21 protein-coding genes and 1 tRNA gene are annotated in these 24,692 nt (G+C 75.8%); 8 read left to right on the forward strand and 14 right to left on the reverse strand.

Annotated features, from left to right (window positions below; genetic code table 11):
• Positions 1-9: 9 nt before the first annotated feature.
• Positions 10-81, reverse strand: a tRNA-Gln gene (locus GSF02_RS13025).
• A gap of 233 nt (positions 82-314) precedes the next feature.
• On the opposite strand from GSF02_RS13025, the gene GSF02_RS13030 reads away from it, so the two are divergent.
• On the forward strand, positions 315-914 hold the full coding sequence (locus tag GSF02_RS13030; protein ID WP_201308922.1) for a TetR/AcrR family transcriptional regulator: 600 nt from the start codon (positions 315-317) through the stop codon (positions 912-914).
• A 15-nt stretch (positions 915-929) separates the two neighbouring features.
• On the opposite strand, the gene GSF02_RS13035 is transcribed toward GSF02_RS13030, so the two are convergent.
• Positions 930-2,000, reverse strand: a complete 1,071-nt coding sequence (locus GSF02_RS13035) for a maleylacetate reductase (RefSeq protein ID WP_235915546.1) — start codon at positions 1,998-2,000, stop codon at positions 930-932.
• A gap of 249 nt (positions 2,001-2,249) precedes the next feature.
• Between GSF02_RS13035 and GSF02_RS13040 the strand changes: the two genes are divergently transcribed.
• Positions 2,250-2,771: a MarR family winged helix-turn-helix transcriptional regulator gene (locus tag GSF02_RS13040; protein ID WP_159797173.1), complete on the forward strand. Its 522-nt coding sequence runs from the start codon at positions 2,250-2,252 to the stop codon at positions 2,769-2,771.
• A 124-nt stretch (positions 2,772-2,895) separates the two neighbouring features.
• On the forward strand, positions 2,896-4,086 hold the full coding sequence (locus tag GSF02_RS13045) for an MFS transporter (protein ID WP_235915547.1): 1,191 nt from the start codon (positions 2,896-2,898) through the stop codon (positions 4,084-4,086).
• Here GSF02_RS13045 and GSF02_RS13050 read toward each other — a convergent pair.
• Positions 4,034-4,951, reverse strand: coding sequence for a type 1 glutamine amidotransferase (locus tag GSF02_RS13050; protein WP_159797176.1), 918 nt, complete (start codon positions 4,949-4,951; stop codon positions 4,034-4,036). The two genes, GSF02_RS13045 and GSF02_RS13050, sit on opposite strands and share 53 nt — an antisense overlap.
• A gap of 143 nt (positions 4,952-5,094) precedes the next feature.
• Between GSF02_RS13050 and GSF02_RS13055 the strand changes: the two genes are divergently transcribed.
• The 3 genes from GSF02_RS13055 to GSF02_RS13065 all read left to right on the forward strand — a co-directional run bounded on the left by GSF02_RS13055 (position 5,095) and on the right by GSF02_RS13065 (position 8,913).
• Entirely contained in the window at positions 5,095-6,111 is a 1,017-nt protein-coding gene (locus tag GSF02_RS13055) for a S66 peptidase family protein (RefSeq protein WP_159797179.1), read from the forward strand.
• 360 nt (positions 6,112-6,471) lie between these two features.
• A complete protein-coding gene (locus GSF02_RS13060) occupies positions 6,472-7,443 on the forward strand; it encodes a hypothetical protein (RefSeq protein WP_159797182.1) in 972 nt (323 codons plus the stop codon).
• Positions 7,444-7,803: 360 nt separating this feature from the next.
• A complete protein-coding gene (locus tag GSF02_RS13065; RefSeq protein WP_159797185.1) occupies positions 7,804-8,913 on the forward strand; it encodes an RDD family protein in 1,110 nt (369 codons plus the stop codon).
• 36 nt (positions 8,914-8,949) lie between these two features.
• On the opposite strand, the gene GSF02_RS13070 is transcribed toward GSF02_RS13065, so the two are convergent.
• Both GSF02_RS13070 and GSF02_RS13075 read right to left on the reverse strand, forming a co-directional pair.
• The gene (locus GSF02_RS13070; protein ID WP_159797188.1) at positions 8,950-9,309 is read right to left on the reverse strand and encodes a hypothetical protein; all 360 of its coding nucleotides are present in this window, start codon (positions 9,307-9,309) and stop codon (positions 8,950-8,952) included.
• A 66-nt stretch (positions 9,310-9,375) separates the two neighbouring features.
• The gene (locus GSF02_RS13075) at positions 9,376-9,969 is read right to left on the reverse strand and encodes a ParB N-terminal domain-containing protein (RefSeq protein WP_159797191.1); all 594 of its coding nucleotides are present in this window, start codon (positions 9,967-9,969) and stop codon (positions 9,376-9,378) included.
• 39 nt (positions 9,970-10,008) lie between these two features.
• Between GSF02_RS13075 and GSF02_RS13080 the strand changes: the two genes are divergently transcribed.
• Positions 10,009-10,518, forward strand: a complete 510-nt coding sequence (locus GSF02_RS13080) for a GNAT family acetyltransferase (RefSeq protein ID WP_235915548.1) — start codon at positions 10,009-10,011, stop codon at positions 10,516-10,518.
• A gap of 43 nt (positions 10,519-10,561) precedes the next feature.
• Here GSF02_RS13080 and lat read toward each other — a convergent pair whose 3' ends face one another.
• The 9 genes from lat to GSF02_RS13125 all read right to left on the reverse strand — a co-directional run bounded on the left by lat (position 10,562) and on the right by GSF02_RS13125 (position 23,466).
• Positions 10,562-11,899 carry an L-lysine 6-transaminase gene (lat, locus tag GSF02_RS13085; protein ID WP_235915549.1) on the reverse strand — a complete coding sequence of 446 codons (1,338 nt, stop codon included), beginning with the start codon at positions 11,897-11,899 and terminating at the stop codon, positions 10,562-10,564.
• Positions 11,900-12,043: 144 nt separating this feature from the next.
• Positions 12,044-12,535, reverse strand: a complete 492-nt coding sequence (locus GSF02_RS13090) for an Lrp/AsnC family transcriptional regulator (RefSeq protein ID WP_159797197.1) — start codon at positions 12,533-12,535, stop codon at positions 12,044-12,046.
• A complete protein-coding gene (locus GSF02_RS13095) occupies positions 12,532-14,394 on the reverse strand; it encodes an ABC-F family ATP-binding cassette domain-containing protein (protein ID WP_159797200.1) in 1,863 nt (620 codons plus the stop codon). Before GSF02_RS13095 ends, GSF02_RS13090 begins: the two co-directional genes overlap by 4 nt.
• A 109-nt stretch (positions 14,395-14,503) precedes the next feature.
• Entirely contained in the window at positions 14,504-15,688 is a 1,185-nt protein-coding gene (locus GSF02_RS13100; RefSeq protein WP_159797203.1) for a glycoside hydrolase family 76 protein, read from the reverse strand.
• 62 nt (positions 15,689-15,750) lie between these two features.
• The gene (locus tag GSF02_RS13105) at positions 15,751-18,804 is read right to left on the reverse strand and encodes an alpha-mannosidase (protein ID WP_159797206.1); all 3,054 of its coding nucleotides are present in this window, start codon (positions 18,802-18,804) and stop codon (positions 15,751-15,753) included.
• Positions 18,805-18,917: 113 nt separating this feature from the next.
• On the reverse strand, positions 18,918-19,802 hold the full coding sequence (locus GSF02_RS13110; RefSeq protein ID WP_159797209.1) for a carbohydrate ABC transporter permease: 885 nt from the start codon (positions 19,800-19,802) through the stop codon (positions 18,918-18,920).
• Positions 19,802-20,740, reverse strand: coding sequence for a carbohydrate ABC transporter permease (locus tag GSF02_RS13115; RefSeq protein ID WP_159797212.1), 939 nt, complete (start codon positions 20,738-20,740; stop codon positions 19,802-19,804). The genes GSF02_RS13110 and GSF02_RS13115 overlap by 1 nt, the downstream gene beginning before the upstream one ends.
• A gap of 2 nt (positions 20,741-20,742) precedes the next feature.
• Positions 20,743-22,101 (reverse strand): extracellular solute-binding protein, encoded by a 1,359-nt coding sequence (locus tag GSF02_RS13120; protein ID WP_159797215.1) that lies wholly within the window; start codon positions 22,099-22,101, stop codon positions 20,743-20,745.
• Between the two features lie 147 nt (positions 22,102-22,248).
• Positions 22,249-23,466 (reverse strand): ROK family transcriptional regulator, encoded by a 1,218-nt coding sequence (locus tag GSF02_RS13125; protein WP_235915550.1) that lies wholly within the window; start codon positions 23,464-23,466, stop codon positions 22,249-22,251.
• A gap of 180 nt (positions 23,467-23,646) precedes the next feature.
• Between GSF02_RS13125 and GSF02_RS13130 the strand changes: the two genes are divergently transcribed.
• On the forward strand, positions 23,647-24,651 hold the full coding sequence (locus GSF02_RS13130; RefSeq protein WP_159797218.1) for an acetylxylan esterase: 1,005 nt from the start codon (positions 23,647-23,649) through the stop codon (positions 24,649-24,651).
• The last annotated feature ends 41 nt before the right edge of the window (positions 24,652-24,692 follow it).

Consider the following 24,692-nt stretch of genomic DNA (forward strand, 5'->3'; position numbering starts at 1 on the left):
TGGCACCAGCTCCGCCCCCAGGACTCGAACCTGGACCAAGGGCACCAAAAACCCCTGTGCTGCCGATTACACCAAGGCGGATCGGACGCTCGAGCGGCGGGCGACGCCCCGCGCGCACCGCCGCGCGTCCCTGCGACAGTCTGCCAGGTCCACCGGGCTGCACCGGCACGCGCCCGCGCCCCGCCCGCGCCCCGCGGGTTCCCCCGTCCGGGCCGCCGCAGGCGCCCGCGGCGGCCCGGACGGGCACAATGGCACGCATGCCCTCCGAGCCCCGCGAGCCCCGCCGCGCGCCAGCCCGAGCCACGCGCGCCCGCATGACCGCGAGCCAGCGCCGCGAGCAGCTGCTGCAGGTCAGCCGCGGACTGTTCGCGGAGAAGGGCTTCGACGGCACGAGCGTCGAGGAGATCGCGGCGCGCGCCGAGGTGTCCAAGCCCGTGGTCTACGAGCACTTCGGCGGCAAGGAGGGCATCTACGCCGTCGTCGTCGACCGCGAGGTGCAGGCGCTGACGACGGCCCTGACCGGGGCGCTGGCCGCCGGCGGCCACCCCAAGGTGATGGTGGAGCGCACCGCGCTGGCGCTGCTCGACTACATCGAGGCCCACGAGGACGGCTTCCGCATCCTGGTGCGCGACTCGCCCGTGGCGCAGGCCACCGGCACGTTCTCCTCCCTGATCGGCGACGTGGCCACCCAGGTGGAGCACATCCTCGTCGCGCAGTTCCGGTCCAACGGGCTGGAGCCGCGGGTCGCGCCGCTGTACGCGCAGATGCTCGTGGGCATGATCGCGCTGACCGGCCAGTACTGGCTGGACGCCCGCCAGCCGAAGAAGGCCGAGGTGGCCGCGCACCTGGTCAACCTCGCGTGGAACGGCCTCAAGGGCATGGAGAAGCGGCCGGCGCTCACCGACGAGCGCTGAGCGCGGCCGCACGGCTCACCACGCCTCCTCGAGCAGGCGCAGCACCGCCTCGGCGTCGAGGGGGCGCGGGTTCGGCGCGGGGTCGGCGGCCACGGCCTCGGCCACCGTGCGCAGGCCCGCGGCCGGCACGCCGAGCTCGGACAGCGCCGTCGGGCCCTCGTGGCTGCGGACCAGCTGCGCGACCTCCGCCACCGCGCTGCCGCCGCACACCCGCGCGAGCCGGGCCGCGGCGTCGGGCGCGGCGCGCAGGTTGAACGCCATGACGTGCGGCAGCAGCAGCGCGTGCAGCTCGGCGTGCGGCAGGTCGAACGCGTCGGCCAGCGCGTGCGCGAGCTGGTGGTGCAGCCCCATGCGGCCGTATGCCTGGCACAGCCCCGCGAGCCACGCCGCGCCCTGCAGCCGCTCGCGGGCGACGACGTCGCCGGGGTCGTCGAGCACCACGGGCAGCGCGTTGAGGATGCCCTCGGCCGCCTCGATCGCGTACGCCCGGGTGACCGGCGTGCCGTCGGCGTCGTAGAGCGCCTCGACGGCGTGCGCGAGGGCGTGCAGCGCGCTCGTGAGCGTCAGGCCGCGCGGCATGGTCAGCGTGACGAGCGGGTCGTACACGACGGTGTCCGGCACCAGCGCGGGGTCGCGCCGGACGGCGTCGAGGCCGTCGGTGGTCTCCTCCAGCACCGGCGAGACCTCGGTGCCCGCGTACGTCGTCGGCACCGCCACGTGCGGCCACCCGGTGCGGGCGACGAGCGCCTTGCCGAGGCCGACGGCGGAGCCCCCGCCGAGCGTGACGACGCCGTCGGCGTCGTGCGCGCGCCCGAGCGCGAGGGCCGCGGCCGTGACCTCGACCGGCGCGTGCTGGCGCGGCTGGTCGAACACCGCGGCGCACCGCTCGCCGAGCGCCTCGGCGAGGTCGTCGGCCGTGGCCTTGGCCGACGGCGCCGCGACCACCAGCACGCGCCGGGCGCCGAGCCGGTCGACCTGCGCCGGGACCTCGCGCAGGGCGCCACGGCCGAGCAGCACCCGGCCGGGGAGCATCTCGTGGACGGTGATCTCGTGGGCGGTCTCGTGGGCAGTGACGGGCTGGGACACCCTCGTCTCGTTCGCTGCGGGCGTGCACGACGCCGTCGTGGCGCGCGCCCCCGCGCTCGCGTCGACGGCCCCCGCGGCCCGGGTGGGGCGGTGCGGGGCCGGCGCGGCCTCCGGGTGGGAGTCGAGCGCGGACACTCCCGAGAGTAGGCCCCGAGCGTAGGCGGCAGCACCGACCCCAGGCACGTCGCCCGCGTGTCGCGCCCCGATCAAGAGTCTTGACGTCGAGACACCGGCGGTAGGCTCGTCCGCATGGTGAGCGCACCGCGGGCGACCACGCCGCCCAGCACCGACGAGGTCGACCGGATCGTCGCGGCCTGGCACCGCGAGCGTCCCGACCTCGCGGTCGAGCCGCTCGCCGTCTTCTCCCGCGTCTCGCGGCTGGCCCGGCACCTGGACCGCGCCCGGCGCGGCGCCTTCGCGCGCCACAGCCTGGAGCCGTGGGAGTTCGACGTGCTCTCCGCGCTGCGGCGGGCCGGCGAGCCGTACAGCCTCTCCCCCGGTGCGCTGGTCACGGCCACCCTCGTGACCAGCGGCACCATGACCAACCGCATCGACCGGCTGGAGGCCCGCGGGCTCGTCGAGCGGCACCGCTCCCCCGGCGACCGGCGGGGGGTGCTCGTGCAGCTCACCGCCGAGGGCCGCGAGCGGGTCGACGCCGCGATGACCGACCTGCTGGAGGTCGAGGGTCGCGTGCTCGACGCGCTCGCCCCCGCCGAGCGCCCGCAGCTCGCCGACCTGCTGCGCACCGTCGCCGCCCAGTTCGACGAATGAGCCCGCCCGGCGGAGGTGCCGCCGGGCCCGCCCCGGCGTCCGGGACGTAATCCGCGCCACAGTCGGGCCCTCGCGGCCGGACGGCGGGCCGGCGGCCCCTCCCGGGCGGGTACCGTGGTGGCCCGTGACGACACCCGGGACCCGAGCACGTGGCGCCGGGTTCCTCCTGGTCGCGCTGATGCTGGTGGCGCTCAACCTGCGCGCCCCGCTGACCTCGTTGCCGCCCGTCGTCGCCCAGGTCTCCGACGCGCTGGCGCTGACGCCGGCCCAGGCGGGCCTGCTCACCTCGGTGCCGGTGCTGTGCTTCGCGCTGCTGACCCCGCCGTCGTCGCTGCTCGTGGCCCGCCTCGGTCCGGAACGGTCGGTGCTGCTCGCCGTCGTCGGCGTGCTCGCGGGCGAGATCCTGCGCTCGGCCGGCTCGGTGCCCGCCGCCCTCGCCGGCACCGCGGTGCTCGGCGCCGGCATCACCGTGGGCAACGTGGCCGTCCCCGTGGTGATCGCCCGCGACTTCCTCGCCCGGTCCGCCGTCGTGACCGGCATGTACTCGGCCACGATGAACCTCGGGTCCACGCTGACCACGACGCTCACCGTGCCGCTGGCCGCCACCCTGGGCTGGCAGTGGGCGCTCGCCGGCTGGGGCGTGCTGGCCGTCGTCGCGATCGTGGCGTGGGGCGCCGCGATCCGTGGGCTGCCGCACGGCGGCGCGCCGCGCGTCGCCGCGCCGTCGGCCGCCGGGGCGCCCGTCCAGACCTCGCGCCGGCTGGTGGTGCTGCTGTGCGTGGCGTTCAGCGGGCAGGCGTTCTCCTACTACGGGGCCACCGCGTGGCTGCCGGAGATCCTCCACTCCCGCCTCGGCCTCGAGCCCGCGGCGGCCGGCAACCTGTCGGCGCCGTTCCAGCTCGCCGCGATCGCCGGGTCCTTCGCCGTCCCGCTCGCCCTCGGCCGCGGCGCGTCCTTCCGCGCCTCGGCGCTGGGCACCACGCTCGCCTGGCTGGCGCTGCCGGCGGGCATGCTGCTGGCCCCGGGCCTCGCGGTGGTGTGGGTCTCGATCGCCGGCGCGGCGCAGGGTGCGAACTTCACGCTCGTGTTCACGCTCATCACGCAGCGCGCGCCCACGGTGGCGGCCGCGCGCCGGGCCTCCGCCGTGGTGCAGACGGTGGGCTACGCGTGCGCGGCGCTCGCGCCGACCCTGCTGGGCGCCGTCCACACCGCCACCGGCGGCTGGGACGTGCCGCTGCTCGTCGTGCTGGCCACGCTCCTGGTCATGGGCGTGATGCTGCAGTTGGCGACGCACCAGCCGCGCGCGGGGCGCTGACCGCGCGCGCAGCGCCGACCCCCGCGGCCGGCGCGGCCTGAGCCGCGGCGGCGTGCCGCCCGGAGGCCGCCCGTTCCCCGGTCCCCGGCCCGGCGGCCGCCCGTGCCGCCGCGGCCGCGCGCACCACGGCGGCGAACCCGCCGACCAGCGCCCGGGCCTGCGCCGTGTTCACCGGCGCGTCCGCCCGCGCCGCCTCCAGCAGCGCCGCCCGGTCGAACCCGCCCGCGGCGAGGTCGGACTCGTCCCACGTCGCGAGCCGCTCCGCCGGCACCTCGGGGTGGAACTGCACGCCCCAGGTCGTGTCGCCGAGCCGGAACGCCTGCACCCGGCAGGCGGGCGACGTCGCCAGGTGCACTGCGCCCGGCGGCAGCGCGGTGATCGAGTCCCGGTGGTTCTCGATCATGCGCAGCTCGGCGTGCCCGGCCAGGCCGCCGAACACCGGGTCCGCGGCCGCGGCGTCGAGCAGGGTGATCGCGCACGAACCGCGCTCGGTCTCGCCGGACCGCGGCGTCACCCGTCCGCCCGTCACGGCCGCGACGAGCTGCGCCCCCAGGCAGATGCCCAGCAGCGGCACCCCCGCCGCGATCGCCTCGCGGGTCAGCGCCCGCTCGCGCGCCAGGAACGGCGCCCGGGCGTCGTCGTCGGGCATGAGCCCGCCGCCCAGCAGCACGATCCCGTCCACGGGGCCCGGCAGGTCGGCGAGGCGGTCCGGGAGGTCCGGGCCCTGCACCACCGTCACGTCGACCTGCTCGTCGGCCAGCCAGCCGGGCAGGCGGGCGGGGCGCGAGCGCGCCGTGTTCTGGACCAGCACGACGTGCGGGCGGGTCTGCGGGCTGGTCGTCGGATGGGTCTGCGGGCGGGTCATCGGGCGCTCCCTGGTCGGTCCGGCGCGGCTGCCCGCCGCGCGGCACACCTTCTCCATCGAACCACCGTCGGCGCGCGACGGCGCCGCGAGGCGCACGCCGACCGACGTCGACGGGCAGGGCCGCAGCGCGGGAGGATGGCGGCATGACCACGCCCGCCGCCGGGACCGCCGCGCGGCGACAGCCCCCCGACCTCGCCGAGCGGCCCGGCCCGCCGGCGCCGCGCCCGGCACCGCGCCCGCTGCGGCCGGCCGTGCGGCCGCCCCGCCTGCGCCCGGGCGACCTCGTCGCCGTCGTCTCCCCCGCCGGCCCCGTGCCGGACGACCGCATCGACCGCGGCGTCGCCGTCCTGCGCTCCTGGGGGCTCGAGGTGCGGGTCATGCCGCACGCGCGCGGCCGGCACGCGGAGCGCGGGTACCTCGCCGGGACCGACGCGGAGCGCGCCGAGGACTTCACCGCCGCGTGGCTCGACCCGGACGTGCGCGCCGTCGTCTGCGCCCGCGGCGGCTACGGCGTGCAGCGCATGGTGGACCTCGTCGACTGGGACGCGCTGCGCGGCGCGGACCCCACCGTGCTCGTCGGCTTCAGCGACGTCACCGCGCTGCACCAGGCGGTCGCGGCGCGGCTCGGGCTGGTGACGCTGTACGGCCCGATGGCCGGGGCGGCCTCGTTCCTGGTGTCGCGCGCCGCGCAGCGGCACCTGCGGGCCACGCTGTGCGAGCCGGAGTCGGTGCGCGTCGTCGCGCGGCGGCGCGCCCACGCGCTGCGCGGCGGCGAGGCGACGGGCGTGACCACCGGCGGCTGCCTGTCGCTGCTCACCACGTCGGTGGGGACGCCGGCCACGCTCGGCACGGCACGCGGCGGGATCGTGCTGCTCGAGGACGTCGACGAGAAGGCGTACCGCGTCGACTCCTTCGTGACGCACCTGCGCCGCTCCGGGTGGTTCGACGGCGCCGCCGGCGTCGCGCTCGGCTCGTGGCAGGGCTGCGAGCCCGACGTCGAGGAGGTGGTCGCCGAACGGCTCGACGGCCTGGGCGTCCCCGTGCTGGGCGAGCTCGGGTTCGGGCACTGCCCCGACCCGCGCACGGTGCCGCTCGGCGTGCTGGCCCACCTGGACGCCGCTGGCGGGCGGCTGACCCTCGAGGAGCCCGCCCTGGCGTGACGGGCGATGCCCGCCCGGGCTCGGCCTGCCTCGCTGCCGACCGGCCCGCCGGTCGCCGTCCCACCGCCTGCCGCCCGTGGCGCCACCTCGTCTGTTCGGTGATTCGTTGGCTGATCGGTGATCCGGATCACCGATCAGCCAACGAATCACCGAACAGACCTGGACCGACGACGTAGCCGGCCGCCCGAGACCCCGCGCGACGGCGCAGACCGGCCACCGAATCCACCGTCCGACGGCGCTGGCATGCGCCGGCGGAGGCACCCCGCGGAGAGGGCGCGCGCCGGGCTGTGGACCGCACCGCCGTCCACACCCCTCAACCCGCTGCTACCGGCAGCGGCCCGCGGCAGCCAGCGTGAACGCATGGGACGACGCGAGATCCTGGTGGCCCGCGAGCACGACCGGTTCGCCCTGCGGTCGGCGTACCGCGCCGGCGCCGTGCGGCGGGTGCGTCGCGGGGCGTACGTCCGCGCCGCGGACGACGGCGGGACCGGGGGCCGGACCGGCGGCGGGACGGACGGCGCGGCCGCCCGTCACCGTGACCGGATCCTCGCCGTCCATCGCCAGCTGCGCGCCGACCACGCCTTCAGCCACGACAGCGCGGCGCTCCTGTGGGGCCTGGCCCTGTGGGACGAGCCGGACCGCGTCCACGTGATCCAGGAGTACCGGTACGGGACGACGGCCGCCCGAGACATCGCGCGCCACCACGACCGGGTCGCGGGCGTCGTCGAGCTGGACGGCATCCCCGCCACCGACCTCACCCGCACCGTCGTGGACTGCCTGACGACGATGGCGCCGCTCGCGGGGCTCGTGCTCGCGGACTCGGCACTGCGCCGGAACCTCCCGGTGGCGTCGGCGCTGGACATGCTGGGGCAGCGACGTCGGCCCAACGGACGGGCGCGGGCGCGGATGCTGCTGGGGCTGGCCGACGTCGGTGCGGAGTCGCCGTGGGAGTCCTGGCTGCGGTACTCGGCGCTGCGCCTGGGCCTACCGCGCCCGCAGACGCAGGTGCTCGTCGCGACCCGGCTCGGGCCCTTCCGCGTCGACGTCGGCTGGCCCGAGCACGGCGTGCTCGCCGAGTTCGACGGCCGGGTCAAGTACACCCCCGGTGCTCTCGGAGCTCGGTCGGACCCGCAGTCGTCGCTGTTCGACGAGAAGCGGCGCGAGGACGCCATCACGGAGGCCACCGGCATCCGGCTGCTGCGGTTCACGGCGCGCGATGCCGCTCGGCCGGCCGAGGTCGCCGAGCGCCTGCTGCGACGCTTCCCCGCCGACGTCCGGCGCGCGGCGCGGGTCGACCCGCGGCTGCCCGTCCCCGCGCCCGGCCGCGGGTGAGTCGGCGGGGCGGCGCGGACCAGCGGCGCCCGGCGGGCTGGCGTGCGACCCGCGCGGCGGCGCCGCGCGGCGGCCCGGCGATGCCGGCGGGCGCCGGTGAGCGACCGGCGTGCCGGCGTCGGCTTGTCTGTTCGGTGATTCGTTGGCTGATCGGCGATCCGGATCACCGATCAGCCAACGAATCACCGAACAGTCGCGGGGGGTCGGGCGGCGAGGCGGCGCGGCGGCCGGGCGGCACAGCCGCCGAGGGCGCCCATCGAAGCGGCGGACCGGCGGAGCACCACAACCTCGGGGCGGCGTTCGACGGCGGCCCGGTGCGGGCCCTTCCCCCGGGCGCACCGGCCTGGCACCATCAGGCCGGTGACCACCGCCCCGCCGGCGCCACCAGCGCCGACGCCCCCGTCCCCGTCGCCCGCCGCACCGCCCGTGCTGCCCGGCGGGCTGACCCCGGCGCCGTGGCTGCGCCGCGTGGTCGCCGCGATCCTCGACGCGCTGCTCCTGACCGGGGCCACCTGGGTGCTGGTGCGCAACGACGACGTCGCCCCGCCCTCGCTGTCGCTGCCCGGCCTGCCCTTCGCGGTGGCGGCGGGCAGCAGCCAGGCCGCGGACGCGCCGTGGTGGTGGCACTCTCCGTGGCTGGTGCTCGTCGTGGTGGTGATGCTCGGCCTGCAGGCGGACACCGGCTGGACGCCGGGCAAGGTCGTGGTGGGCATCCGCGTGCTGCGCGAGGCCGACCTGCGGCCCGCGGGGTTCCTGCGCACGCTCGCCCGGGTGCCCGTGCACCTCGTCGACTCGCTGCTGATGATCGGCTACCTGCGCCCCTTGTGGGAGAGGAAGAACCGCACGTTCGCCGACTCGGCGCTCGGCACCGTCGTGGTCCTGGGCCGCCCGCTGACACGCACGCCGTCGCAGGAGTACGCGCTCACGGCCGTGGCAGCGGCCGTGTGCCTGCTCGGGGCCGGCTTCGCGTTCCCCGGCGGCACGCACAGCGGCGCCGACACGACGCCGCAGCGGCAGCTGTGCTCCTTCGGCGCGCCGGTGGGTGCCGCCGGTGACGACGGCGTGCGCGCGGACGTCGCGGTGGCGCGGACCGACGTGTCGCGGCTCGTCCAGCGCCTGTGGCTCGTCGCCCCGGAGCCCGTCGAGCACTCCTTCGACGTCACGTGGCGCTGGGACGCGGCGACCGTCGGGGCCGGCGACGTCGCGATCACGACGCTGGTCGCGCGCGCGGGCGAGGACGGCACGACGCGCACGTCCCGGGTCGTCGAGGCCCCCGTCGCCGACGACGAGGTCGGGGTGCAGCGCGGCGCGGGCCGCGGGTGGCCCTCCTCGAGCGCCACCGTGCCGCTCAGCGGCGACGACTACGCCGACCTGGGCGGCGCCGTGCGGGTCGAGACCGCGCTGACGGTCGACGGTCAGGTGGTCGCCGAGTGCTCGGAGCCGAGGGTCACGTTCGACGCCGCCCCCTGAACCGCGCGCCGACGGTGCCCGCCGCCCGACCGCGCGTCACTCCTGGCGCCGGCGGCGCTCCGCGTCCGGGGTCAGGGCGTCCAGCGTCCGGAGCACCGGGTCGTCCGCACGGGCCGCACCGCCGCGCCGTGCGGCACCGCCGTCAGTCCCGGGGACGGCGTCGCCGTGGCGCGACCCGCCCCGCAGCAGGCTGCGCCGGCGCGGGGGCGTGCGGCCCTCCGCCTCGAGCTTGCGGCCGATGGTGCGCGCGCCGCCCCAGCACAGCGCGGCGACGAGCACCACCCACGCCACCTGGACCACGGCGCTCAGCGCGCCGGGCAGGTCGGCGGCGAACAGCAGCACGGTCAGCGCCACGAGGGCAACGACCCCGACGGGGTACAGCACGACCGGCCTCATGGGACCATTCTCCGCCACGCCCTCCCACACAGCTCGGCCGCGCAGCCCCGCCGCGCACGGCCGGCGTCAGGCCTCGCGCTCCTCGACCTCCGCGACGACGTCGGCCACTGCCGCCGTCACCTGGCCGAGCACCTCGAGCGACCGGCGCCAGTGGCCGCGCACCTCCATCGAGTGGTTGGCCCCCTCCACCTCGAGCACGCGCGCGCCGGACGCCTTGGCCACGTGCGTGTCCCACAGGGCGTCGGCGGTGCCGCCCACGAGCAGCGCGGGCACGCGGTGCACGCCGAGGGCGAGCGCCGCCTCGCGCACGTCGAGGGTGCCGTGCTCGGAGATCAGCGGCGTCAGCCAGACGCCGGGCACGCCCATCCGCACGGCGACGGGCATCGCCAGCGTGCCCAGCGACTTGCCGACGACGAGGTGCCGGGAGCCCGGCAGGGAGGTGACGCCGTCGTGCACCACGTGGCTGTAGACCTCGCGCGCCTCGGACCGGCCGCGGCACTCGCCGTCCCACACGAGCGTGCGGATCGTCCAGCCGGCGTCCCGCAGCACCGTCGCGGCGTAGTGGAGCAGCGGGCCCTGGGCGGTGTACCCCTGCCCGGGCAGGATCGTCGCGACGCGGTCGTGGTCGCCGTCGTCCACCCACAGCTCGAAGGCCGTCATGGGTCCAGCATGCCCCCGCCCGGCGCTACCGTCAGCACCGTGACCGGATCGATGCCTGCCCTCCACACCTCCTCCGGGACGACGCCCGGCGACCCCGTCGGCGGCCCCCTCGGCACCGACCCGCTCGCCGCCGCGTTCCGCGAGATCACCGACGACGACGTCGCCCAGGTCGTCGCGCTGTGGGAGGCGTGCGGGCTCACCCGCCCGTGGAACGACCCGCACGTCGACATCGCCGACGCGCGGCGCGGGCCGACGTCGACGGTGCTGGTCCTGCGCGAGCCCGCCGCCGAGCCCGCCGCCGTCGTCGCGACCGTGATGGCCGGGCTCGACGGCCATCGCGGCTGGCTGTACTACGTCGCCGTGGCGCCGGACCGGCAGGGCTCGGGCCTGGGGCGCGCCGCCGTCGCCGCGGGCGAGGCGTGGCTGCGCGCGGCCGGGGCCCGCAAGGTCCAGCTCATGGTGCGCAGCACGAACACCCAGGTGCTCGGCTTCTACGAGCGCCTCGGCTACGGCGACCAGGCGACGACGGTGCTGGGCCGCTGGTTCTGAGGCCGGCGCCCGGAGCGCCCGGAGCGCCCGGAGCGCCCGGACGTCAGCCCACCAGGCGCCCGATGACCCGCGCGAGCGCGTCGACCCCGACGTCGAGCGTCTCGCGCTCGACCGTGAGCGCCGGCCGGAACCGCACCGACCGCTCCCCGCAGCCGAGCATGAGCACGCCCTCGTCGCGCAGCCCGGCCAGCACGCGGTCGCGCAGGCCGGCGTCGGGCAGGGAGAGCGCGCACATGAGCCCGCGCCCGCGCGGGTCGGACACCACGCCCGGGAAGCGCGCGGCCAGCTCCTCGAGCCGCCCGAGCAGGTAGGCACCCTCCACGGCGGCCCGCTCGATCAGCCCCTCGTCCTCGTAGACCTCGAGGATGCGCCGGGCGCGCACCATGTCCGCGAGGTTGCCGCCCCAGGTGGAGTTGAGCCGCGAGGACACGTGGAACACGTTGTCGGGCACCTCGTCGACGCGGCCGCCGGCCATGATCCCGCAGACCTGCGTCTTCTTGCCGAACGCGACGACGTCGGGCGCCACGCCGAGCTGCTGGTACGCCCAGGCGGTGCCGGTGAGCCCGGCGCCGGTCTGCACCTCGTCCATGACGAACAGCGCGTCGTGCTCGCGGCACAGCGCCTGCATCGCCTGGAGGAACTCCGGGCGCAGGTGGTGGTCGCCGCCCTCGCCCTGGATGGGCTCGGCGACGAAGCACGCGACGTCGTGCGGGTGCGCGGCGAACGCGGCGCGCGCCTCCTTGAGCGCGCGGGCCTCGAGAGCCTCGACGTCGCGCGGCGTGCCGTCGGCCTCGTGCCCGGTGTACGGGGAGGTGATGCGCGGCCAGTCGAGCTTGGGGTAGCGCGCCACCTTGACCGGCTCGGTGTTGGTCAGCGACATCGTGTAGCCCGTGCGGCCGTGGAAGGCGTGGCGCAGGTGCAGCACCCGGGTGCCGAGCTCCGGGTCGATCCCGTGCGCCTCGTTCCAGCGCGACTTCCAGTCGAACGCCACCTTGAGGGCGTTCTCGACGGCGAGGCCCCCGCCGTCGATGAAGAAGAGGTGCGGCAGCGCGGGGTCGCCCAGCACCCGGGCGAAGGTGGCGACGAACCGGGCCATCTCCACCGAGTAGACGTCGGAGTTCGAGGTCTTGTTCAGCGCCGCGGCCAGCAGCTCGGCCCGGAACCGCTCGTCCTCGGCGAGGCCGGGGTGGTTCATGCCGAGCGGGCTCGAGGCGAAGAACGTGAAGAGGTCCGTCCACTCGTGCCCGTCGCGCGCGTCGACGAGCACCGACCCGTGGGACCGGGCCAGGTCGAGCACCAGGTCGAACCCGTCGACCTGCAGGTGCTCCCGCAGCGTGTCGAGGACGGCGGTGGCCTCGACCGAAGGTGTGGTTGCGGTCATAGCGTCACGGTAGAGGAGATCCTCCGGCATGACGAGGGTTCCTGCGGAGGATTTCCTCCCTCGACGGCGGTGCGCCGGTGCTTCCGCGAGGCGCCGCAGAGCGCCCGAGAGCGCCGCGGGGCGCTGCGGGGCCCCGCGCGGTCCCTACTCGAAGTACGTCTGCAGCACGATCGTCGAGCGCGTCGACACCCGCGCCTCGCGCCGGATCTCCCCCAGCAGCTCCTCCAGCGCCTGCGGCGAGGCCACGCGCACCATGAGCATGTAGTTCGCCTCGCCGGCCACGGAGTAGCAGGCCTCGACGCCCGGCAGGGAGCGCACCCGCTCCGGGGCGTCGTCCTCCTGCGCCTGGTCGAACGGGCGGATCTCCACGAAGGCGGTGAGCGGCAGGCCCAGCGCCGCGGGGTCGACGACGGCGCGGTAGCCGGTCACCACGCCGCGCGCCTCGAGCTTGCGCACGCGCGCCTGCACCGCCGACTGCGACAGCCCGGTGACGCCGGCGAGCGTCGCCAGCGTGGCGCGCCCGTCCTCCCGCAGCGCCGCCACCAGCCGGGCGTCGACGTCGTCCAGCCGCGCCGGGCCGTCCGGCAGCCCGGCGCGCCCGCGCCCGTCGCCGCGCGCGGGGGTCTCGGCGGTCATCCCGCCACCTCTGCCGCCTCGAGCCACGCCATCTCCAGCTCCTCCTTCTCCGCCGCCAGCTCCTTGAGCTGGGCGTCGGCCTGGGTCACTCCCGCGACGTCGGTCGGGTCGGCAGCGATCGCCTCGTGAAGACGCTTCTCCGCCTCGGCGATCCGCGTCAAGCGCCGCTCCACGCGGGCCAGCTCCTTGCGGGCCGCGCGCACCTCGGCGGCGGAGGCCGCGGGCGCGGCCCCGGGGGCCCCGGACGCGGCCCCGGCGGTGCCCGGGCCGGCCGTCGTCGTCGCCGACGGCGACGGCGACGAGGCGCCGTCCGCCCGCCCCGGCCGGCCGACGCCCTGGCGCCGCAGCTCGAGGTACTGCTCGACGCCGCCGGGCAGGTCGCGCACGGTGCCGTCGCCGAGCAGCGCCCACTGCCGGTCGCAGACGCGCTCGAGCAGGTAGCGGTCGTGGGAGACGACCACGAGCGTGCCGGGCCAGCCGTCGAGCAGGTCCTCCAGCGCCGCCAGCGTGTCGGTGTCGAGGTCGTTGGTGGGCTCGTCGAGCAGCAGCACGTTGGGCTCGGCGATTAGCAGGCGCAGCAGCTGCAGGCGCCGCCGCTCGCCGCCGGACAGGTCGCGCACCGGGGTGTGCGCCCGCTCGCGGGTGAACCCGAGGCGCTCGGTGAGCTGGCCGGCCGTGAGCTCCTTGCCGCCCACCACGACCGTCGACTTCTCCCGGTCGACCACCTGCACCGGGGTGAGGTGCCCGACGTCGTCGAGCTCGCCCACGTCCTGGCTCAGCTCCGCGACGTGGATGGTCTTGCCGCGCCTGACCCGGCCGGCGTCGGGCTCGCGCCGCCCGGCCAGCAGGGACAGCAGGGTGGTCTTCCCGGCGCCGTTGACGCCCACCAGGCCGAACCGGTCGCCCGGGCCCAGCCGCCACGTCACGTCGTCCAGCAGCGTGCGGCGCGCGTCGCCCTCGCCGACCGCCACGGTGACGTCCTCGAGGTCGAGCACGTCCTTGCCGAGCCGGCGGGTGGCCATGCGGGTGAGCTCCATCGAGTCGCGCGGGGGCGGCTCGTCGGCGATCAGCGCCTGCGCGGCGTCGATGCGGAACTTCGGCTTGGAGGTGCGGGCCGGCGCGCCGCGGCGCAGCCAGGCCAGCTCCTTGCGCAGCAGGTTGTCGCGCTTCTCGGCCGCTGCCGCGGCCTGCCGGGTGCGCTCGGCGCGGGCCAGCACGTAGGCGGCGTACCCGCCGTCGTAGCCCTCGACGGCCCCGTCGCCCACGACCTCCCAGGTGCGGGTGCACACGGCGTCGAGGAACCAGCGGTCGTGCGTGACGACGACGAGCGCGCCGCGCGCGCCCGGCCGGCCGTAGCGCTGCTGCAGGTGCTCGGCCAGCCACGCCACGCCCTCGACGTCGAGGTGGTTGGTCGGCTCGTCGAGCAGCAGCACGTCGGGGTCCTCGACCAGCAGGGCCGCGAGCGCCACGCGCCGCCGCTGGCCGCCGGACAGCGTCGTGGCCGGCTGGTCGAGGTCGAGGTCGGCGAGCAGCCCGTCGTGGACGGCGCGCACGCGCGGGTCGGAGGCCCACTCGTGCGTGGCCGCGGAGCCGTGCACGAGGTCGAGCACGGTGGCCGCCTCCTCGGCGTCGTCACGCTGGCGCAGCATGCCCACCGTGGAGCCGCCCACGCGGGTCACGCGGCCGGCGTCCGGCGCCGCGGTGCCGCCGAGGATCCGCAGCAGGGTCGACTTGCCGGCGCCGTTCGGGCCGACGACGCCGACGCGGTCGCCGTCGTCGAGGCCGAGCGAGACGTCGGCCAGGAGCGTGCGGGTGCCGATGGCGAGCGTGATGCCGTCCGCGCCGAGGAGATGTGCCACGCATCAAGGGTACGGACGTCCGGGCGCCCGCCCGTCCGGCGTCCGGGCGCCGGGCCCCCCTGCGGCCCGGCGCCCGGGTGCTCCCGCGCTCCTGCCCGTCGGTCGCCCGTCAGTACAGGATCGCCGTCCGCCCTCGCGGCCACGCGAGCGTCGCGTAGATCTGCACCATCGCGGCCTGGTCCAGCAGCGCGGTGCGGGCGCCGTCCACCGGGAACAGCCCGGTCCGCGGGGCACGGACCTCGTCCCACTGCCGGTCGGCGTACGCCGCCATGGCCGCCCGGTACCGGGTACCGCCGGCGACGGACTCGAACAGCAGCAGGTTCTTGAACCAGATGGAGTTGAAGAACACCTCGTGGTCGTCGAGGCGGCCCTCGGTGACGAAGTACCGGTACGACGCCTCGGCCACCGCGCGCGCCCGGTCGAGGTACCGCCGCTCGCCCGTGGCCTGGTACAGCAGCGTGAACACGCCCACGGGCACCCCCTGGTTGTAGGAGTAGTGCCGGGTGTCCACCGCGCCGTCGAGCTTGATGTTGTCCCAGTACAGCCCGTTCGGCGCGAGCAGGTGCGCGTCGGTCCACGCGACCATGCGCAGGGCCCAGTCGAGGTACCGCTGCTCGCCGGTGATCAGGTACAGCCGCACACCGAGCTGCGCGCCCGGCATGGTCGAGACGGTGTTGCGGTCGGTGCTCCACGGCGCCTGGGTCCAGAAGACCCCGCCGGGCGCGGCGTGCGTCGGGTCGTCGTCCCAGCCCGAGACCACGAGCTCGAAGATCTCCCGGGCCCGCTCCAGCGCCTCGGGGTCGCCGGTGGCCAGGTGCTCCTGGACGTCGGCGAGCGCTACCCACTCGTTGTCGTCGTAGAACATGTCGCCGCCGTCGCCGTACGGCGCCCGCGGGTACGAGTCGTACCCCGGCAGACCGGTGGTGCCGCCCTCGGCGTTCCAGTACCGCTCCTGGCCCACCTCCCGGTCGGCGAGGTCGTCCGAGAGCTGCCGGCCGACCCGGCCCGGCAGGCCCGTGAGGTCGAGCGTGGCCACGTGCGCCTGCGAGAAGGGCCACTCGAACGAGTACGTGCGGTCCTCGGGCGCCCGGGGGAAGTGCTCGAGGTAGAGGCTCGAGCCGTCGTCGGCGTACAGGTACCGCTGCATCGCCTCGTACGAGGCCAGCGCCCGCTCCACCTGGACGGCTCGGGAGCGTTCCTCGGCCGGCTCCTGCGCCACGGCGGCCGTCGGCGGTGCGGCCGTGGCGAGCAGGACGGCGGCCGTCACGAGGGCGGCCGATCGGGTGCGTCTCATGGTTCCCCCTGGGTGTCGGTGATGTGCTCGGTCCTGTGCTCGTCCTCGGCGTGGTCGGTCCCTCAGCTCCGGCGCGCTCCGTCGCCCCGCCGGAAGCGCAGCGTCAGCACCTGGAACGGGGTCAGCCGCACCACGACGTCGTCGCCGTCACGCTCGGCCGGCTGCGTGCCGCGCTCGAGCAGGTCGGTGACCACGACGTCGTCGTGCGCGAACGCGGGCCGCAGCCGCGCGGTCGCCCGGCCGCCGCGGCTCTCGTAGAGGCGGGCCACGACGTCGCCGCTGCCGTCCTCGGCGAGCTTGACCGTCTCGATGACCACCGCGTCGTCGTCCGTCGACAGCAGCGGCTCGACGCCGCGCTCGCCGCGCACCACCCGCTCGGGCAGGTTGAGCGCGTACCCGTGCCGGACGGCGTCGGCGACGTCCGCGCCGACCACCAGCTCGCACCGGAAGGTGTGGGCGCCCTGGTCGGCGTCGGGGTCGGGGAACCGCGGGGCCCGCAGCAGGGACAGCCGCACCACCGTGCCGGCCCGGCCGCCCGGCGCGCTCGTGTCGAGGTGGGCGCGGGTGACGTCGTGCCCGTAGACCGAGTCGTTGGCGACGGCGACGCCGAAGCCGGGCTCGCCGACGTGCACCCAGCGGTGCGCGACGGTCTCGAAGCGGGCGGCGTCCCAGGAGGTGTTGGCGTGCGTGGGGCGGTGCACGTGGCCGAACTGGATCTCGGAGGCCGCGCGCTCGGCGTGCACGTCGAGCGGGAACGCGAGCTTGAGCAGCTTGTGCGTCTCGTGCCACTCGACGTGCGTGGTGATGCGCAGCGCCGGGGCGTCGTCGGGCAGCTCGAGCAGCTGCTCGACGCGCGAGGCCCCGACCGTGCGCACCACCCGCAGCGCGGGGCCGTGCTCGCCGTCGACGGCCTCGACCGACTCCGCGTCGGTGAGGTCGGTGACCGAGCGGCGGTAGTGCTCGTCGATGTCCCACGCCTCCCACTCGTTGGGGATGTCGCGGTGCAGCTGCAGCAGGTTCGCGCGCGCCCCGGGCAGCACGGCGTCCCGGCCGGTCGGGCGGTGCACCGCGGAGGTGACCAGGCCGGCGCGGTCGACGACGACGCGCACGGCGGCGTTCTGCAGCACCCACCCGTCGTCCGCCTCGGTGAGCGTGGCGGCCGCCGCGGGGCGCTCGTCGCGGACCGCGGCGCCCGCGCCGGGCACGCCGTGGCGGGCCAGCGGCGAGGCGTTGACGACGACGTCGCGCTCGCCCGCGCCCGTCAGCGTCGCCAGCGCGGAGGCGACGACCTCCTGGAGCTCGGCGGTGATCTCCTCGTGCGCGCGCTCGGCCTCGCGGTGCACCCACGCGATCGACGAGCCGGGCAGGATGTCGTGGAACTGGTGCAGCAGGACCCGCCGCCACAGCCGCTCGAGGCGCTCGGCGGGGTACGGCGCACCGGTGCGCACCGTCGCGGTCGCCGCCCACAGCTCGGCCTCGCGCAGCAGGTGCTCGTTGCGCCGGTTGCCGCGCTTGGTCCGCGACTGCGAGGTGTACGTGCCGCGGTGGTACTCGAGGTACATCTCCCCCACCCACGCGGGCGGGTCGGCGTACTCGGCGCGCGCGGCGTCGAAGAAGGCCTGCGGGTCCGACAGCACCACGCGCGGCGAGCCCTCGAGGTCGGCCTCGCGCCGGGCCGCGGCCACCATCTCGCGGGTGGGGCCGCCGCCGCCGTCGCCGTACCCGAACGGCACGAGCGAGGTGTTGGCCCGCCCCTTCTCGGCGAACTGCCGCTCGGCCCGGGCCAGGTCCGTGGCGGACAGGTCCGAGTTGTACGTGTCGACCGGCGGGAAGTGCGTGAACACCCGGCTGCCGTCGAGCCCCTCCCACCAGAACGTGTGGTGCGGCATCGTGTTCGTGTCGTTCCACGAGATCTTCTGGGTCAGGAAGTTCTCGCTGCCCGCCAGGCGCGCCAGCTGCGGCAGCGCCGCGGTGTAGCCGAACGAGTCCGGCAGCCACACCTCGCGCGGCTCCACGCCGAGCTCCTCGATGAAGTACCGCTTGCCGGCCACGAGCTGGCGCGCCAGTGCCTCACCGCCGGGCATGTTCGTGTCCGACTCGACCCACATGCCGCCCACCGGCACGAACCGCCCCTCGGCGACGCGCTTGCGGATGCGGTCGAACAGCTCGGGGTAGTGCTCCTGCACCCAGGCGTACTGCTGGGCCGACGAGCACGCGAAGCGCACGTCCGGGTCGGCGTCCATGAGCGCCAGCACGTTGGAGAAGGTGCGCGCGCACTTGCGCACGGTCTCGCGCACGGGCCACAGCCACGCCGAGTCGATGTGCGCGTGGCCCACCGCGTGCACGGTGTGCGCCGTCGCGGCCGCCGGGCGGGCCAGCACGTCGGCGAGCGCCGCGCGACCGGCGGCCGCGGTGCCGGCGACGTCGTCGGGGTCGACGGCGTCCATCATGTCCTCCAGGGCCCGCAGCACCGCCGCGCCGCGGGGGCTCTCCGGGGGCAGCACCCCCACCAGCCCCGCCAGCACGCGCACGTCCTGCAGCAGCTCCCAGACCGTCTCGTCGAGCAGCACCAGGTCGACGGCGCGCAGCGCGTACAGGGGTGCGTCGCCCGCCGTCGCCTTGTCCCCCAGCGGCGTCGGGCGGGTCCACACGCCCCCCGGGACGTCGGGGTTGGCAGCGGCCTCGACGTACGCCTCCAGCGTGCCGTCGGCGCCGAGCACGTCGGCCAGCGGCACGTGCTGGTTGCGCGGCTCGACGGCCTTGACGATCCGCCCCGCCGGGGTCCACACCGTGCCCTCGGCCTGGAACCCGGGGTGCGCCGTGGTGAAGCCGAGGTCGACGAGGAGCTCGGCACGGGTGCCGTTCTCGGCCCGCCAGGCGGCGGGCACCTCGCCGCTGACCCGGAACCACACGGTGCTCCACGGCCGGCCCCACGGCGTCCCGACCGCCACGGGCGCGTACGTGGCCTGCACGGCCTCGGCGAACGGCACCGGCTCGTCCGGCACCTGCCACGCCGCGACGTCGAGCGCGAGCCGGTCGCGGTGGACGGCGGGCTCGAGGCGTTCGGGGACGAAGCGCTCGAGCCGGCCGAGCGTGCGGGCCCTGGTGTCGTGCATGCGGGTGCCTCCTGGGGCGTGGTGGGACTGAGCGGTGGGGACTGAGCGGTGGGGCTGAAGCAGCGGGACTGCAGCGGGACGGGACGACGAGCGGGCAGGGCCGGCCGGGGCGGTCAGCCCTTGACGGCCCCGGCGAGCGCGAAGGACGAGCCGGTGAGCCGCGAGACCAGCACGTACAGCGCGAGCGCGGGCACGGAGTAGGCGAGCGAGTAGGCGGCGAGCTGCCCGTACGCGACCGTGCCGTACGAGCCGAAGAAGGCGAAGATGCTCACCGCCGCGGGCTGCTTCTCCGGCGAGAGCAGCAGCACGAACGGGACGAAGAAGTTCCCCCAGGCCTGGACGAACACGAAGATGAACACCACGGCGACGCCCGGGCGCATGAGCGGCAGGACGACACGGCGCAGGGCGGTCATCGCCGTCGCGCCGTCGGTCCAGGCCGCCTCCTCGAGGGAGACGGGCACGGAGTCCATGAAGTTCTTGGTCATCCAGATGGCCATGGGCAGCGACGTCGCCGCCATGAACGCGATCGTGCCGGCGAGCGAGTCGAGCTGGCCGAGCCGCACGAACAGCGAGTAGACCGGCACCATCATCGCCGTGATGGGCAGGCACGTGCCGAAGAGCACCGTGTACAGGAACGGCTTGTTGAGGCGGCTCTGGTACCGCGACAGCGGGTAGGCGGCGAGCACGGCCGCGACGACCGTGAGCAGCCCCGTCCCCGCGGACAGCAGGAACGAGTTCCACAGCGGGCGCCACGCCAGCTCCGGCGTGAGCACCTCGGCGAAGTTCTGCAGGCTCCACTCCTGCGGCAGCCGCACCACGAGGGTGCCGCGCGCGTCGAACGACGCCAGCAGGATCCAGCCGAGCGGCAGCAGGAAGCACACGCCGATCAGCGCCAGCACCGCCGTGGTGGTGGCCCGCAGCCGCCGCCCGCCCGGGGCGGCGAGGGCGGGAGCGGCGGGCGCGGGAGCGGCGGGCGCGAGGGTCGCGTCGCGGGCCATCAGTCCACCTCCGGGCGCAGGCTGCGGATGTAGACGACGGAGAAGACCGCCCCGATGAGCAGCATCACCGTCGCGATGGCGGTGCCGTAGCCGACCTGGGCGAACTTGAACGCCTCCTGGTAGGCGAGGATCGGCAGCGTGGAGCTGTCGGTCCCCGGGCCGCCGCCGGTCATGACGTAGATGAGCGTGAAGACGCTCAGGGTCTGCAGCGTGGTCAGCATGAGGTTCGTCGACACGCTGCGCCGGATGGTCGGCAGGATGACCCACACCAGCCGCTGGCGCGCCGTGGCGCCGTCCATGCGCGCGGCCTCGGTGAGCTCCGGTGGCACCTCGGCCACTGCCGCGGAGTAGACCAGCATGGAGAACGCCGTGCCGCGCCAGACGTTCGCGAGGATGACGGCGAGCATGGGCGTCTCGTACAGCCACGTGGGCCCCTCGATGCCGACCGCGCCGAGCAGCGCGTTCAGCGTGCCGGCGTCGTGGAAGAACGCGTACAGCGCGAAGGACGCCACGATCTCGGGCAGCACCCACGCGACCACGACGAGCGTCGAGACGACGGTGCGCACCGCCGGCGCGCCGGAGCGCAGCAGCATCGCCAGCGTCAGGCCGAGCACGTTCTGCCCCACCACGGCGGAGGCGAGCACGAACAGCACCGTCAGCCACAGGGACTTGGGGAACTCGGGGTCGGCCAGCAGTTCCTGGTAGTTCTGCAGGCCCACGAACGACGGCGCCAGGGCGTTGCGGCCGGTGAGCGCGGCGTTGGTGAACGAGCCGTAGAACGACCAGACCACCGGGCCCAGCATGAAGACGCCGAGCAGCACCACGGCGGGGACGAGGGGGAGGTAGCGCACCGCGGTGCGCCGGGCCCGGGGCCGGTGGCCCGGCTCCGGGGCGCTCCCCCTCGCCCCGGCCGGGGCCGGGGCGAGGGTGGTCGCCATGGTCAGCCCTCGACCGTGTTCTGCTCGCCGACGATGTCGACGACCGCCGCGTCGTACGCGGCGGCCGCCTCCTCGACCGACTGCTGCCCGGTCATGACGGCCTCCATCGCGACCTGGATGGCGTTGGAGACCTGCGCGTAGTCCGACGTGGCGGGCCGGAAGTGGGTCACCTCGACGAGGTCGGAGAAGAACTTCGTCGTGGGGTTCGCCTCGAGGTACTCCGGCTCGGCCGCGACGTCCTCGCGCACCGCGATCTGGCTGTTCTCGACGGCGAACCGCAGCGCGTTCTCCTTGTCCAGCGCGTGGGTCAGCACGTCGAAGGCGACGTCCGGGTCCTGCGTGCCGGCGCCGATCGCGAGGGTCCAGCCGCCGGACATGCTCACCGCGCCCGGCTCGCCGCCGTCCTGCGTGGGCATCGCGGCGGTGCCCATCACCTCCGACCACTCCGGCCAGGGCGCCTCGCCCCCCTCGAGCCACGACCCGGGCATCCACGACCCGTCGAGCGCGATGCCGAGCCTGCCCTGCGGCAGCCACTCGCCGGACACGACGCTGCCCAGGTTCGGGTCCAGCGCCTGCTGCGGCGTGGGAGCCAGGCCCTCGGAGTAGATGGTCTCGATGAACCCGAGGGCGTCGCGGAAGCCCTGCGACCCGACGACCCACTTGCCCGAGTCCTCGTCGTAGAGGCGGTCGTCGGTGCCGTAGAGCAGCATCTCGAAGCCCTGCATCGTGGACGCCTCACCCATCGGCTTGCCCGAGTAGACGTTCAGCGGGATGACCTCCGGGTCGGCAGCCTTGATCGCGCGCGCGGCCTCGAGCACGTCGTCCCACGACGTCGGCGCCCAGTCCGCCGGCAGCCCGGCCTTCGCCAGCACCTCGGTGTTGAACCACAGGCCGCGGGTGTCGGTGCCCATCGGCACCCCGTAGGTCTTGCCGTCGTCGCCGAGACCGGCCGCCTTGGCGCCCTCGACGAACTGGTCCCACTCGTCCCACCCCGCCAGGTGCTCGTCGAGCGGCAGCAGGTACCCGGCCTCGACGTCGGACTTGATCATGAACGTGTCCTCGTACATGAGGTCCGGCGCCGTGCTGGGCGAGCGGTTCATCAGCGCGAGCTTGGTGAAGTAGTCGTTCTGGCTGGCCTCGATGGGCACCAGCTCGATGGTGACGTCGGGGTTGGCGTCCTCGTACTCGGCCTTGACGTCGCGGAACAGCTCGTCCGCCTGGGTGAAGTTGCCGAACTTCTGGTAGGCGATCTTGATCGTCGTCGCCCCGCCGTCGCCCCCGGCGCCGCCGGAGCTGCACGCCCCGGCGGTGAGGACGAGCAGGGCCGCGGCCGCAGCCGCCGTGAGTCGTACCTGTCGCATGGTGCTCCTTTGCCACGTGCGACGCCCGGGATCGTTCGCGGGCGGGACCGACGCATTAACTCAATACGGTGGAGTTATTGCGTGTCAAGAGGGCCCCGACGACGTGAGGGACGACGAGGGCGAGGACGCGAGGGCGGCCGGGCGCGCTCAGCCGCGGCCCGCGGGCGCGGCCCGGCGGACCACGAGGTCCGACGGCCGGGGGGTGAACAGCCCGTCCAGCACGAGGCTCGCGGCACCCAGCGCGCCGACGTGGTCGCCCAGCGCGGACCCCAGCACCTCCACGGCGTGCAGCTCGCGCAGGGTCGCGTGCGCGGCGAGCTCGGCGCGCACGACCGGCAGGTAGTGGGGCGCGAGCCGCGACCAGGCCGGCCCGCCGAAGACCACGACCTGCGCGTCGAGGAGGTCCGCGACGGTGGTGATGCCGCGCGCGACCCGGCGGGCGGAGACCGTGAGGATCTCGCCGGCCACGGCGTCGCCGTCGGACGCGGCCTCGGCGACGGCGGTGAGCGCGGCGTCGAGCTCGCGCGGCGAGGCGGCGGGCGTGCCGGGGGCGAGCACCCCGCGGGCCACCGCCTCGTCGACGAGCGTCTGCGCCGCGGCCGACGCGCCGATGCACCCCCGGCTGCCGCAGGCGCACGGCGGGCCGTCGGCGTCGACGATCAGGTGGCCGATCTCGCCCGCGTTGCGGGACGAGCCGCGCACCAGCTCGCCGTCGACCGCCACCGCCGCGGCGACCCCGAAGCCCGTGTAGAAGAACACCGACGTGCCGCGCAGCATCCGCTCGCCGCGCCACAGCTCGGCCACCATCGCCGCCGACACGTCCTTCTCGAGGACCACGTCGAAGCCGGTCGCCTCGGCGACCATCGAGCGGATCGGCACCCGCTCCCAGCCGGCGAGCAGCGGCGGGTGCACCACGGCCCCGGAGGCGAAGTCGACCGGCCCGGGCGCCGCGACGCCGAGCCCCAGCACCGCCTCCCGGTCCACGCCGGCGCGCTCCAGCAGCCCCCGGGTCGCGGCGGCCACCGCCGCGACGACGGCCTCGGGGCCGGTGGGCGTGTCGACCACGGTCTTCGCGACGGCGTCGCCGCTGAGGTCCACGAGCACCGACGTCACCACCACGGGGTCGACGTGGACGCCGAGCGCGTAGGCGCCCCGGGGGTTCAGGTGCAGCATCGTGCGCGGCTTGCCGCGCCCCTCCGCGCGCCGCTCCCCCTCGACCACGAGCCCGAGGGCGATGAGCCGACCGACGATGTTGGAGATCGCCTGCAGCGACAGGCCGGTGGCGCCGGCGAGCTCGACCCGGCTGGAACCGCCGGGCGCGCGGCGGACCTGGTCGAGCACGACCATCTGGTTGAAGTCCCCCACGCGCGGGAGGTTCGTTCCGCGTCGCACACACCCTCCGTCCGGAACGTCCCGCACGACGGCGACGGCCGCGACGCCGTCGTGCGTGCCGGGAGGTCTGCTCGGGAGTCTAGTGACGTGGCTAGAGTGCCCCCGACGACCCGCGTCGAGGACGACGCCCCGGCAGGAGGAGCCCAGGTACCCATGGCCCAGTTCGACATGCCCCGCGAGCAGCTCGAGGCGTACGCGCCCACGGTGGCCGAGCCGTCCGACTTCGACGACTTCTGGTTGCGGACGGTCGCCGAGGCGCGCGCCGCGGGCGGCGCCCCGGTGCTGGAGCGCGTGGACGCCGGGCTGAGCGAGCTCGTCGTGGACGACGTGACGTTCCCCGGCTTCGGCGGCCACCCGATCAAGGCGTGGCTGGTGCGCCCGGCGCGGCACGACGTCGAGCGCGACGGCCCGCTGCCCGCCGTCGTCCAGCTGCTCGGCTACGGCGGCGGGCGCGGCCTGCCGCACGAGCACCTGGGGCTGGCCGCCGCCGGGTTCGCCCACCTGGTCATGGACACCCGCGGGCAGGGCTCCGGCTGGGGCTCCGGCGGCGACACGCCCGACCCCGTCGGGCACGGCCCGGCGTCGCCCGGGTTCATGACGCGCGGCGTGCTGGACCCGCACGAGCACTACTACCGCCGGTTCTTCACCGACGGCGTGCGCGCCGTGGACGCCGTGCGGTCCGTCCCGGGCGTGGACCCGGCGCGCGTGGCGGTCACCGGCGGCAGCCAGGGCGGCGGCGGCACGATCGCCGTGGCGGCGCTGCTGTCCATGGCCGGCGACCCGGTCGCGGCGGCGCTGCCGGACGTGCCGTTCCTGTGCCACTTCCGCCGCGCGGTGGAGATCACCGACGGGTTCCCGTACGGCGAGATCACGAAGTACCTGTCGGTGCACCGGGAGCACGAGGACGCCGTGTGGCGCACCTTCTCCTACCTCGACGGCGTGACCTTCGCGCAGCGGGCGACGGCGCCGGCGCTGTTCTCGGTGGCGCTGATGGACACGATCTGCCCGCCGTCGACGGTGTACGCGGCCTTCAACCGCTGGGGCGAGCGGGCCGGCGGCGTGGAGAAGCGGATCGACGTCTACCCGTACAACAACCACGAGGGCGGCCAGGAGTACCGGTTCGCGCCGCAGCTGGAGTGGCTCCGCAAGCACGTCTGACGCCCCCACCGCGAGATAGAGAGGCCCCGCGCCGAGATAGA

Origin of the sequence: Puerhibacterium puerhi (assembly GCF_009846865.1) — a bacterium.
In the GTDB taxonomy this organism is placed as follows: Bacteria; Actinomycetota; Actinomycetes; order Actinomycetales; family Cellulomonadaceae; genus Puerhibacterium; species Puerhibacterium puerhi.